Annotated in this window: 10 protein-coding genes; 8 read left to right on the forward strand and 2 right to left on the reverse strand. The window is 63.1% G+C overall.

The window, feature by feature from the left end:
• The first annotated feature begins 203 nt into the window (after window positions 1-203).
• Window positions 204-842: a LysE family translocator gene (locus R2R70_RS03310; protein WP_410977255.1), complete on the forward strand. Its 639-nt coding sequence runs from the start codon at window positions 204-206 to the stop codon at window positions 840-842.
• A 103-nt stretch (window positions 843-945) separates the two neighbouring features.
• Here R2R70_RS03310 and R2R70_RS03315 read toward each other — a convergent pair whose 3' ends face one another.
• Together R2R70_RS03315 and R2R70_RS03320 are read right to left on the reverse strand one after the other, a co-directional pair.
• Window positions 946-1,944, reverse strand: coding sequence for a TRAP transporter substrate-binding protein (locus tag R2R70_RS03315; RefSeq protein WP_410977256.1), 999 nt, complete (start codon window positions 1,942-1,944; stop codon window positions 946-948).
• Window positions 1,945-2,113: 169 nt separating this feature from the next.
• A complete protein-coding gene (locus tag R2R70_RS03320) occupies window positions 2,114-3,127 on the reverse strand; it encodes a TRAP transporter substrate-binding protein (RefSeq protein WP_410977257.1) in 1,014 nt (337 codons plus the stop codon).
• Window positions 3,128-3,452: 325 nt separating this feature from the next.
• Between R2R70_RS03320 and R2R70_RS03325 the strand changes: the two genes are divergently transcribed.
• From R2R70_RS03325 to R2R70_RS03355, 7 genes are all read left to right on the forward strand, one after another.
• Window positions 3,453-4,046 carry a Yip1 family protein gene (locus tag R2R70_RS03325; RefSeq protein WP_082388794.1) on the forward strand — a complete coding sequence of 198 codons (594 nt, stop codon included), beginning with the start codon at window positions 3,453-3,455 and terminating at the stop codon, window positions 4,044-4,046.
• A gap of 182 nt (window positions 4,047-4,228) precedes the next feature.
• Window positions 4,229-5,185, forward strand: a complete 957-nt coding sequence (locus tag R2R70_RS03330) for a sugar-binding transcriptional regulator (RefSeq protein ID WP_043334551.1) — start codon at window positions 4,229-4,231, stop codon at window positions 5,183-5,185.
• Window positions 5,186-5,996: 811 nt separating this feature from the next.
• Window positions 5,997-7,340: an ABC transporter substrate-binding protein gene (locus R2R70_RS03335; RefSeq protein WP_043334548.1), complete on the forward strand. Its 1,344-nt coding sequence runs from the start codon at window positions 5,997-5,999 to the stop codon at window positions 7,338-7,340.
• Window positions 7,341-7,573: 233 nt separating this feature from the next.
• The gene (locus R2R70_RS03340; protein WP_043334545.1) at window positions 7,574-8,461 is read left to right on the forward strand and encodes a carbohydrate ABC transporter permease; all 888 of its coding nucleotides are present in this window, start codon (window positions 7,574-7,576) and stop codon (window positions 8,459-8,461) included.
• A gap of 31 nt (window positions 8,462-8,492) precedes the next feature.
• The gene (locus R2R70_RS03345) at window positions 8,493-9,377 is read left to right on the forward strand and encodes a carbohydrate ABC transporter permease (RefSeq protein ID WP_043334580.1); all 885 of its coding nucleotides are present in this window, start codon (window positions 8,493-8,495) and stop codon (window positions 9,375-9,377) included.
• Between the two features lie 221 nt (window positions 9,378-9,598).
• A complete protein-coding gene (locus tag R2R70_RS03350; RefSeq protein WP_054556774.1) occupies window positions 9,599-10,846 on the forward strand; it encodes an ABC transporter ATP-binding protein in 1,248 nt (415 codons plus the stop codon).
• Window positions 10,843-11,598 (forward strand): HAD family hydrolase, encoded by a 756-nt coding sequence (locus R2R70_RS03355; protein WP_410977258.1) that lies wholly within the window; start codon window positions 10,843-10,845, stop codon window positions 11,596-11,598. Before R2R70_RS03350 ends, R2R70_RS03355 begins: the two co-directional genes overlap by 4 nt.

Raw genomic sequence — 11,598 nt, forward strand, 5'->3', positions numbered from 1 at the left:
AGTGAAGTGTGATGGAGACTGGTTGTCAATGCCTGGCAGCCCCCGCAGAAGTGGTTACCGGCAGCAACAACATGCTCAAAGAGGGGAGCGGCTGTCTTGCCGAGCTGATCGGAGCGAAAAGTGTTGCTGGCGTGGCGTAGAGCCGCGATATTGGCAGGTCACCTTTCAGCAGTTCGTCACTCGTTGAACGACAAGGAACCCCAGTGGAACTCACCGTCTGGCTGGCATATGTCAGCGTCATCACCGCCTTGATCACCTTTCCCGGACCGTTTGCGTTGCTGTGCATGGATCATGGTCTGCGCCACGGCCGACGCCGCTCGTTCGCGACGGTGGCGGGCGGGGCGGCGGCGTCACTGGTGTTGATGGCCTTGTCGTCGCTGGGCCTCGGCGCGGCATTGGCGGCCTCCGAGACGGGGTTTCTGGTGCTGAAGATCGTTGGGGCGCTCTATCTCATCTATCTGGGCATTCAGGCCTGGCGGGCGCCATCCCAGCCGGTGGTGTTCGATGCTGTGGGGGAAGACGGGCAGATGCGCGCCCGAGCCACGCGTTGGCAACTGTGCCGCAAGGGCTTCAGTATCGGGATCAGCAACCCCAAGGACCTGCTGTTCTTCGGCGCGCTGTTTCCCAACTTCATCGACATGGCCCAGCCGCAGCTGCCCCAGTTCGTGGTGCTGGCGCTGACCTGGCTGGTGGTGGACCTGCTGACGATGAGCACCTACGCCCATGCGGGTTCCAGCATCAGTCGCTGGTTTGATAGCCATCGGCGCGTGCGGCTGTTCAACCGCACCACGGGCAGTCTGTTCGTCGTGGCCGGCGCGGGGCTGGCGGCGTCGCATCGTTGAGCCGAGCCCTATTGCACAAGACGTGAAGCGCACGCAGACGACAACGGCACCCGAGGGTGCCGTTGTCGTGTCTGGAGTCTGTCGATCATCAGTGCTTTCGGGCTCAGCGCTCAGGGCGTGATTCGAGATACCTGCTCAGCAGTTCGCGATCTTCACTGGTGACCTTCTGCTTCCAGCTTTCCACCACATGCTGGCTGGCTTCCTCGAGGGCATCCTGCAGCTCAGGTGGGGCCGGGGTGATCAGCTTCGCGCCGTTCTCCTGCAGAGTGGCGTAGGCCTCGTCCAGCACGCTGTGGGTGGCCGTCCAGCCGGCAGACTCGGCGGCATGCGCGGCATCGATCAACGCCTGCTGCTGCGCCTCTGTCAGGTCGTCGAAGCTATCGCGATTCATGTGGATGATATTGAGCGGCATCGCGTAGTTGAGCGTGGTGAAGTGGGGCATGTAGCGGTAGAGCTCCGCACTGACACCGCCCATCGCGGAGGTCAGCGCGCCGTGGAAGCTGCCACTGGGAAGCAGGGGTTTGAGCTCTCCCCAGCTCATGACCTGAGGCGCCGCGCCCAGATTGAGCAGCACACGCTGCGTGTTGCGGTCGTAGGTGCGGATCGGCATGTCCTTCAGGTCATCACCGTCAGCGATGGGCGCTTTCGACCACAGGCCGCTGGGCGTCCACGGCAGGGCATACAGCAGGATCTGGTTGTACTCGGCGAGCAGTTCCTCGTAGCGCGGCTTCGCGACCACGTAGAGGCGGTGAGCTTCATCGAGGTCGTAGGCGATCGCCGGCAGCGAGGAGATGCCGAAGAAGGGGGCTTCCTCGGCGAGCGCGCCACTGAGTGTCGCGGCGATGTCGATGACACCGCCGGTGGTGGCCTGCAGGTGACTGGCGGAGCGAATGTCCGAGCGCAGCGTCAGCGTCAGGTCACCTTCGGACTGGCTGGCGACCTGCTGGCTGAATTCGGCAGCGCGTTGGCCCATCATCGTGTCGGGCTCGTAATCGCTGCTCATGCTGAGGGTCGTCTGAGCGTGCGCGCTGAGTGCGCCGATCAGGCCTGCCGCTGCCAGGCCAGCGGACAACAGGGTGGAGATACGTGAAGAAGGCGTCATGGGGAGTCCTTTCTTTTTGTCTTTTATCTATGCCCGCTAGGGTAGAGCATGCCTGCGTTTATGCTCAGCTGAATCGTGTCTACGCGGTTTTTTCAGCGTTGCCGGGGAAGGTGGCCGTCGTGGCGGCGGCCGTCATGGCCAAGGTTGGAGGCACGGGCGCGCGCCTGACTCAGAGGGTATCGCGTTGTGCGAGATAGCGATCCAGCAGTTCGCTTTGATCGAGGTCAACCTTGCTGCGCCAGCTCTCGATCACGCTGACACTGGCGCGTGCCAGTGAGCGCTTGAGTTCGGGCGAGAGCGGATTGCTGACCGTCACGCCGGCCTCCTCCAGCTGGGCATGGGTCTGCTCCAGGACGCTGGCGATGGCGTTCCAGCTGGTGTCTTCAATCTCGGTCGCGGCGCTGAGAAGGGCCTCGCGCTGGGTCTCGTCGAGCGCTTCGAAGCGTGACCGGCTCATGTGAACGATATTGAGCGGCATGGCGTATTGCAGCGCGGTGTAGTGATCCAGCGTGCGGTTGAGCTCCGCCGTCAGGCCGCCCAGGGCCGAGGTCATCACCGCCTCGATACGGCCTTCGGCCAGTTGCTGTTGCATCGACTCCCAGCCGAGCACGGTGGCGATGGCGCCAAGGTTGAGCAGCACGCGTTGGGTATTGCGGTCGTAGGCCCGCACGGGCACGCCCCGGAGGTCATCGCGTGTGGTGATCGGCTTGCGCGACCACAGCCCGCTGGGCGGCCAGGGCAGGGCATAGAGCAGAATCTGGTCATGCTCTTCCAGCTGCGCTTCATAGCTGGGGCGCGCCAGGCGGTAGAGTTCGCGCGCCTGATGCGGGTCATCGACCAGGGTCGGCAGCGAGCTGAGGCCGAACAGCGGCATTTCGGCGGCCAGCGCGCCGCTGTGGGAGTCGGCCAGCTGGATGATGTCGGCGTTGATGGCCTCGAGATGATTCACCGAGCGCAGCCGACTCAGCGGGCCTTCTCCGAAGGAGATCTCGAGCTCGCCCCCGCTGAGCGATGCCACCTGATCGACGAACTGCTGGGCGCGCTGGCCCATCATGGTCTGGGGGCCGTATTCGCGGCTCATGGTCAGCTCGACAGGCTCCGCCTGGGCGGGCGTGCCCAGGGCGGAAAGCCCCAGCGCCAAGCCCACGCCGAGCGCTCTCTTGATGCCGAAAATTCTCTTCATGTCGAGCACTCCCTGCATGACAAGCACTGCCTTCATGCCGCTACGCTGTCCGATTGGCATTCGTCGTCATCCATCCATCCATAGGGGGTAAATCAAGTATCTCTCAAAAGCGCAGGGCGTGCTGTCGCTGTCTCGGTCAACGCTTCCTGGTTGGCCTGTTTCACGCCTGCACCGGCACGATTCGGAAGGGGCAACGGGCGTTGAACTGCCAGTTGGCGCAATGTGGTCTACGCTCAGAACATGGCTGTGCAACTGCCCTGACACGAACTCCGCGCCGGGACCGCATGGCCGGATTGTCGACGACTGTCAACGGGAGGTAGACCACATGCTGACCCACGTATGGGGCTTGATGGCGCATCCGCAACGGGAATGGCAGACCATCCGCAAGGAACACGAATCCATCACCCACCTCTACGCACATCATGTGCTGCTCATGGCGCTGGTGCCTGTCATCTGCGCCTATATCGGGACCACGCAGTTCGGTTGGAGCCTGACGGAAGGCCATGCCATTCTTCTGGAGCCACTGGATGCCTTCTTCGCCGGTATCGCGTTCTATATCGCCATACTGACAGCGATCGGCTTCATGGGCACTGTCATTCACATGCTCTCGCAGCGCTTCTCGGGGCACCCCAGTCGCCGGCGTTGCATCATCTTCGCGGGCTATGTCGCCACGCCGATGTTCCTCGCGGGGCTGGTCGCGCTCTATCCCGTCATCTGGGTGTGTATCCTCGCGGGCACCATTGGCCTGTGTTACAGCGCATACCTGCTGTATCTGGGCATTCCGCCACTGCTCGACATCTCCAACAAGGAAGGCTTCCTCGTCACCGGGTCGACACTGGGGATCGGGGTGCTGGTTCTCGAGGGCCTGCTGGCGGTCACCGTGCTGCTGTGGGGGTATGGCGCACGCTGGTTCATGTAGTCCTTCGCGGCACGCCGGCGTCTGTCAGCTGATGCCATCGGCGCGAGAAAAGCGCCTCTGCAACGCCTCGCCTTCATCGGCGGGGCGTTGTCGTTCTGTGCGCGGGTTGGCGCGTGGCACTTGTGCTCGGTGGCGGCGGCGTGGAAAGTGTTGGTCTCAATCGACAGTGTGGAAGAAAGCGCATGGACAAGTTTGAACAGCGACTGGAGCAGGCTGCGCGGGCTGCATGGTTGTCATATGTCGGTGGACGGACCCAGGATGACATCGCGGTTCAGCTGGGGGTGTCGCGCCCCGGCGTGCAGCGCCTGCTGTCGTTGGCGCGCCAGGAGCGGCTGGTCAAGATCTCCATCGATCATCCCGTGGCCAGCAGCATGGCGCTGTCGGATACGCTGGTGGAGCACTTCGGGCTGAGCTTCTGCGATGTGGTGCCCTCGGACACCCAGTCACCGGAGAGCATCGCGGAGTATCTGGCGGTGGCGGGTGCCGAGCGTCTGGCGTTCTATCTCGGTCGCCAGCAACCGCAGACCATCTCGCTGAGTACCGGGCGTGCGGTGCGCGCGGCGGTGGAAGCGCTGAGTCGCAGCGAGCGCCCCCAGCATCGCATCGTGTCACTGGTCGGCAATGTGGCGCTGGATGGCTCCTCCAACCGCTATGACGGCGTGATGCTGCTGGCGGACAAGATCGGCGCTGATCGCTTCCTGCTGCCCGCGCCCGTGGTGGCGGCCAGCATCGAGGAGAAAGAGTCGCTGCAGGGGCAGAATCTGGTCAAGGCGGTGTTCAAGGTCGCCTGTGAGGCCGATGTGGGCATGATCGGCATCGGGCGTCTCGATGCCCAGGCGACGCTGTTCCAGGATCAGTTCATCAGCGCCGCCGAGCGCGATGAGCTGATGGAAGTCGGTGCCGTGGGCGAGCTGATGGGCTGGCCGCTGGACACCCATGGCCGGCTGATCGATTGCCCGCTGGCGCAGCGCATCACCAGTGTGCCGCTGACCTCGCTCAAGGCGCAGCCGCTGATCGGGCTGGCGGGCGGGCACGACAAGGTGCCGGCCATCCTGAGTGCATTGCGCGGTGGTTGGCTGCAAGGGTTGATCATCGATGAGGTGGCTGCCCAGCGGGTCTGTGCGGCCCTCAAGGAGTGAGCAGAGAACTGCCGTCTTCGTATGATTTCATCGTGATGTCTGCAGCCTGATGGTTTTCTGCTGATGGCTTGCGCTTGACGAATGACTCCCGATGACAGGCTCCCGTGGATACGCGTCGTACAAGACGCCGTACAAGGCGCCGAGCGAGTCATCGGGAGCAGGGCAGGGCGTATGGCCCCATGCCTTGCTCCTGGTGTCGTTCTTTGTGTCGTTCGCGGTGTCGTTATCGTGGTCAGGGTTCAGCATTGTCGTTGCCCGCGCGATGCCGGGCGTTTCCGTCACCATTCCTTTGCTATTTCTCCGCGATACCTGGGTTTTTTCTTTCTCTTTGCTCTCTCTTGGTTCGCTCTTTGTTCTCTCTTTATTTCCCCTTGGTTCTCCCATCCTTGCGTCGGAGCCACGACTTTTGGGGCGAACGCTGTCTTCTCTTGTCTGACAATCGAGCGCGTTTGTTCGCCTCAATGCTAAAGAATCGGGGCGGCAATCGTGGCGTGCGTTGTTTCGTTTAACGCTAATATCTGTCTATGCTGAATTGCACGCAAGCTCAGTGGCCATGCCGCCTTGTGGCCTACACCCAAAGGATCAGATCCCAAGGTTGTATAGCCCAAGGTATAGCGCTTCAGGGTTTGCTTTTTCACAGGTCTGATCCGATCATTTGTTCACTGAATGACGTTTTGATCGAACGTGTTTGCGTCGCGATGTCTCGCCAGGACATCCGTTCACCAAGCCGGTTGATGGGAAGGTATCGGTGCCCAAGGCGCCGCTGCCCTCGAAAAGAACAATGCCAATAACGCCCCGATGGAGTGCCCTCATGCGCCTACCTCACATCACCAAGTCCCGCCGTCATCTGCTCTCGCTCGCCAGTGTCGCTGCCCTGGCGCCGCTCAGCGCCCAGGCCAGTGCCGAGACCATCACCGTCGCGACCGTCAACAACGCCGACATGGTGGTCATGCAGAGCCTGACCAGCGAATTCGAGAAGGCGCATCCGGACATCACCCTCGACTGGGTGGTACTGGAAGAGAACGTGCTGCGTCAGCGTCTGACGACCGATGTGGCGACTCAGGGTGGCCAGTTCGATGTCATGACCATCGGCACCTATGAAGTGCCCATCTGGGCCAAGCATGGCTGGCTGACCAAGCTCGACAACCTGCCGGAGGACTATCAGGTCGATGACCTGATCAAGCCGGTGCGTGATGGTCTGAGCGTGACCGAAGGCGAGAAGAAGGGCCTCTACGCGCTGCCGTTCTATGGCGAAAGCTCCATGCTCTACTACCGCAAGGACCTCTTCGAGCAGGCCGGTATCGAGATGCCGGAGCAGCCGACCTGGAGTCAGGTCAACGACTGGGCCGCCAAGCTCAACTCCGCGGATGAAGGCGTCTACGGCATCTGCCTGCGCGGCAAGCCGGGCTGGGGCGAGAACATGGCGGTGCTGGGCACCATGGTCAACAGCTTCGGTGGCCGCTGGTTCAATGAGGAGTGGGAACCGCAGCTGGATTCCCCGGCCTGGAGCGAGGCCATCAACTTCTACGTCGACATGATGGGCAAGTACGGCCCGCCGGGCGCGACATCCAACGGCTTCAACGAGAACCTGGCACTGTTCTCCAGCGGCAAGTGCGGCATGTGGGTCGACGCTACCTCGGCGGCCGGCAAGCTCTACAACCCGAAGGAATCTTCCGTGGCCGACAAGCTGGGCTTCGCGCCGGCACCGATCGCCAAGACGGAGAAGGGCTCGCATTGGCTGTGGTCCTGGGCGCTGGCGATTCCGGAATCCTCCAAGTCCAAGGATGCCGCCCAGACCTTCATCACCTGGGCCACTTCCCAGGAATACGTGAACCTGGTCGGCGAGCGTGAAGGCTGGGCCAGCATCCCGCCGGGCACCCGTGTCTCCACCTACGAGAACCAGTCCTACAAGGACGCCGCACCCTTCGCCGGCTTCGTGATGGACGCCATCACCAGTGCCGACCCGACTGACCCGACCCTGGAACCGGTGCCCTATGTCGGCGTGCAGATGGTGACCATTCCGGAATTCCAGTCCATCGGTACCCAGGTGGGTCAGATGATCGCCGCGGCGCTGGCCGGCCAGATGTCGGTCGAGCAGGCACTGTCCTCCGCCCAGCGTTCCACCGAGCGCACCATGCGCCAGTCGGGTTACTGATCTGATCCAACCGGTCTGATCCCAACCGATCTGATCTGAACGTTGCAACGGCCTCCCGTCTTGCCTAGAGCCTCAACAGAGATTGACTCGAAGCACGGCGGGAGCCCCGTCCGGCGCCCGCGGTACCCCCTTCCTCTCGAGACTCCTGCAACGCCCTCGCGGCGTGGCATGGGGAGCCTCGGCCTGAAGCCCGCCGCATTGCCGGACTTCCTCACCGTATCGAAGGACTCACCATGCGCACGAGAGCATCCGGACGCACCGTCGGGGGATTGCGAACCCTGTCGCTGCAAGCCCCAGCCGTAAGCCTGTTGTTGATGTGGATGCTGGTACCACTGGTCATGACCCTGTGGTTCTCCTTCCAGCGTTACAACCTGATGATGCCGTCGGTGTCCGGCTTTGCCGGCGTCGACAACTATTACTACCTGCTGACCGACCCGTCCCTGTGGACCGCCATGGGCAACACCTTGCTGCTGGTGGGCTGGGTACTGGTCGCCACCGTGGTCGGCGGCACGCTGCTGGCGGTATTGCTGCAGCAGGAATTCTTCGGCCGCGGCGTCGCGCGTCTGTTCGTGATCGCGCCGTTCTTCATCATGCCCACCGTGAGTGCCCTGGTGTGGAAGAACATGATGATGCATCCGGTCAACGGCATTCTCGCCTGGGTCGCCGGGCTGTTCGGTCTGCCGGCCATCGACTGGTTCGCCAGTCTGCCGCTGACCTCCATCGTGATCATCGTCACCTGGCAGTGGCTGCCGTTCGCGGTGTTGATCCTGCTGACCGCCATCCAGTCACTGGATGACGACCAGGTCGAGGCGGCGCGCATGGACGGGGCAGGGCCGGTGGCGATCTTCTTCTACATCACCCTGCCGCACCTCAAGCGTGCCATCAGCGTGGTGGTGATGATCGAGATGATCTTCCTGCTGACCATCTTCGCCGAGATCTTCGTCACTACCTCCGGTGGTCCGGGGCTTGCCTCGACCAACCTGGCGTACCTGATCTACATCCGCGCCCTGCTGGACTTCGATGTGGGTGGTGCCTCCGCCGGTGGCGTGATCGCCATCATCCTGGCCAATATCGTGGCCTTCTTCCTGGTGCGTACCGTCGCCAAGAATCTCGAGAACTGATGACAAGCGCTCAGCACAGGGAGACTCAATGATGTCGACTTCAACTTCCAATTCCGTGGCCGCCGCCAGCGCTGCCGTCAGCGCCAGTCGCGCGCGTCGCAGCGTGATCAACAAGAAGCTTGTCCTGACCCTGGTGGCCTGGACCATCGCGCTGGTGATGTTCTTCCCGATCTTCTGGATGATCCTCACCAGCTTCAAGACCGAGGCCGAGGCGATCGCCACGCCGCCGAGCCTGTTCTTCACGCCCAGCGTCGAGGGCTATATCGAGATCCAGGCACGTGCGGACTACTTCAAGTACGCCCTCAACAGTGTGGTGATCTCGCTCGGGGCAACGCTGCTGGCGCTGCTGATCGCGATTCCGTCCGCCTACTCGATGGCCTTCCTTCCCACCAAGCGTACCCAGGGGACTCTGCTGTGGATGCTGTCGACCAAGATGCTGCCGTCCGTGGGCGTGCTGCTGCCGGTCTACCTGATCTTCCGCGATCTGGGCCTGCTGGATAGCCGCACCGGCCTGATCATCATCTACATGCTGATGAACCTGCCGATCGTGGTCTGGATGCTCTACACCTTCTTCAAGGACATCCCCAAGGACATCCTCGAAGCCGGGCGCATGGATGGCGCCAGCACCCTGCAGGAGATCTTCCACCTGCTGCTGCCGCTGACCCTGCCGGGCATCGCTTCCACCGGTCTGCTGTGCGTGATCCTGAGCTGGAACGAGGCGTTCTGGAGTCTGAACCTGACCACCTCCAACGCCGCACCGCTGACCGCCTACATCGCGTCCTTCTCCAGTCCGGAAGGGCTGTTCTGGGCCAAGCTGTCCGCGGCTTCCACGCTCGCCATCGCGCCGATCCTGATCTTCGGCTGGATGACCCAGAAGCAGATGGTACGCGGCCTGACCTTCGGCGCCGTCAAGTAATCCGCGCCAGTCAGAGACATGTAAGACGCACACGCAAGACGCAAAAGCCACAGAGAGGTACGCCGCCTGAGCCACATTGGCTGATGAACATTGCCTGATGAACATTGACTGATAGCAGATCAGCGCAGGCGGCCGAGAGCCACACGCATGTTGCACCCTTGCCATGCCACCCAAATTTGCCATCACCTGCCCTCGGGCAGGTGCGGATAAGGAAACTTCCCATGTCCACACTCACGCTCAAGAACATCGTCAAGGAATTCACCTCCGGCAGCGGCGCCAGCGCCTCCACCACCCAGGTCATCAAGGGAGTCGACCTGGAAGTGAAGGACCAGGAATTCGTGGTCTTCGTCGGCCCGTCCGGTTGTGGCAAGTCCACGCTGATGCGCATGATCGCCGGTCTCGAGAACGCGACCTCCGGTGACATCCTGATCGATGGCAAGCGCATGAACGATATCGGCCCGGCCGAGCGCGGCCTGGCGATGGTGTTCCAGAGCTACGCGCTCTACCCGCACATGACGGTGGGCGAGAACATGGGCTTCAGCCTCAAGCTCGCCGGTGTCTCCAAGGAAGAGCGCGCCGAGAAGGTCAACGCCGCCGCCGAGGTGCTGCAGCTCGGGCCGCTGCTGGACCGCAAGCCCAAGGCACTCTCCGGTGGTCAGCGCCAGCGTGTCGCCATCGGTCGCGCCATCGTGCGCAATCCGAGCATCTTCCTGTTCGATGAGCCGCTCTCCAACCTGGACGCCGCACTGCGGGTGCAGATGCGCATCGAGCTGGCGCGCCTGCATGCCGAGCTCAAGGCGACCATGATCTACGTGACCCACGACCAGGTCGAAGCCATGACCATGGCCGACAAGATCGTCGTGCTGCAGGGTGGCGTGGTCGAGCAGGTCGGCTCGCCGATGGAGCTCTACCATCACCCGCGCAACCGCTTCGTGGCCGGTTTCATCGGCTCGCCGAAGATGAATTTCCTCGATATCACCGTCACTGGCGTGGCCGGCGAGGGCGTCACGGTGCGCCTGCCCGACGGCAGCGAGCGCCTGATTCCGGTGGTGAGCCAGACCGAAGATGGCGCCTCGGTCATCGTCGGCGACAGCCTGACGCTGGGCGTGCGCCCCGAGCATCTGATGCTCGACGCGCAAGGCCCGTTCAGCGGCCAGGTTCAGGTCATCGAGCGTCTGGGCGGGGTGACCTCCCTGTACCTGGCGACTCCGGATGGTTCCGGCGATACGCCGATCGGCGGCCTCAAGTCCGACGAGCAGTCCGACAGCGGCTGGATCCTGATGGCGGATGGCGACGTCAACAGCCGCGTGGGTGACAGCATCCGCTATGGCTTCGATACCGAGCGGGCGCACCTCTTCACCCGTGAAGGGCTGGCGCTGCAGAATCTCAACCGTCACCCGCTGACCAGCCTGACGCGTCAGGACAATTCCCTGTCCAGTGCCAGCGCCGCACAGGAAGCCCGCGCATGAACCGCGCAGCCGCGAATCGGGAAGCCAGAGAGGATGATGAGATGAGTACACCCTTGCAGCAGGTGATCTTCGATTGTGATGGCGTGCTGGTGGACAGCGAAGTGCTGGCCGAGGAGGAGCTGTCGCGTCAGCTGGGTGAGTGGCTGCCGGACCTCGACACCGAGGCCGAGCTGCGCGCGGCGCTGGGCATGACCACCGAGGCCATCCTGGGGCATCTGGAGGCCATGAGCGCTCACACCCTGCCGCCGCAGGCGATGGAGCGCATCGACCACGCCATCGAGTCACGTCTGGCAAAGGAACTTGCGCCCATCAGCGGCATGGCGGAACTGCTTGGCGGGCTGTTGGCGAATGGCGTGGCCGTGGCGATCGTCTCCAACAGTGCCGAGCGGCGAGTGCGTGCCTCGCTGGCCGCTACCGGTCTGGATCGCTGGCTGGGCTCGGTGCCGCTCTTCACGGCCGAGCAGGTCGCGCGCCCCAAGCCCGCGCCGGACGTCTATCAGCTGGCGCTGCGTCAGCTGGGGCGCGATGCCCTGGAGTGCGTGGTGATCGAGGATAGCCTCGCCGGCGTCAGCGCGGCGGTCGCGGCTGGTCTGCGCGTGATCGGCTTCACCGGCGCCGGGCATATTCCGCCGGGCCACGCCCAGCGTCAGCTGGAGGCGGGTGCCTGGCAGAGCCGTGCAAGCATGGAGGAGGTCAGTGGTTTGATCAGTCAGCTGCGTATCGGTCAGGCCAGCGACCTGAGCGCCACATGA

Origin of the sequence: Cobetia sp. SIMBA_158 (genome assembly GCF_046566945.1) — a bacterium.
Taxonomy (GTDB): Bacteria; Pseudomonadota; Gammaproteobacteria; order Pseudomonadales; family Halomonadaceae; genus Cobetia; species Cobetia amphilecti.

What these genes read in the sequence shown, in the direction of transcription:
- R2R70_RS03335 (WP_043334548.1), top strand. Translation starts at nt 5,997, where the DNA reads ATGCGCCTACCTCACATCACCAAGTCCCGCCGTCATCTGCTCTCGCTC.
- R2R70_RS03350 (WP_054556774.1), top strand. Translation starts at nt 9,599, where the DNA reads ATGTCCACACTCACGCTCAAGAACATCGTCAAGGAATTCACCTCCGGC.
- R2R70_RS03330 (WP_043334551.1), top strand. Translation starts at nt 4,229, where the DNA reads ATGGACAAGTTTGAACAGCGACTGGAGCAGGCTGCGCGGGCTGCATGG.
- R2R70_RS03320 (WP_410977257.1), bottom strand. Translation starts at nt 3,127, where the DNA reads ATGAAGAGAATTTTCGGCATCAAGAGAGCGCTCGGCGTGGGCTTGGCG.
- R2R70_RS03315 (WP_410977256.1), bottom strand. Translation starts at nt 1,944, where the DNA reads ATGACGCCTTCTTCACGTATCTCCACCCTGTTGTCCGCTGGCCTGGCA.
- R2R70_RS03340 (WP_043334545.1), top strand. Translation starts at nt 7,574, where the DNA reads ATGCGCACGAGAGCATCCGGACGCACCGTCGGGGGATTGCGAACCCTG.
- R2R70_RS03355 (WP_410977258.1), top strand. Translation starts at nt 10,843, where the DNA reads ATGAACCGCGCAGCCGCGAATCGGGAAGCCAGAGAGGATGATGAGATG.
- R2R70_RS03345 (WP_043334580.1), top strand. Translation starts at nt 8,493, where the DNA reads ATGTCGACTTCAACTTCCAATTCCGTGGCCGCCGCCAGCGCTGCCGTC.
- R2R70_RS03325 (WP_082388794.1), top strand. Translation starts at nt 3,453, where the DNA reads ATGCTGACCCACGTATGGGGCTTGATGGCGCATCCGCAACGGGAATGG.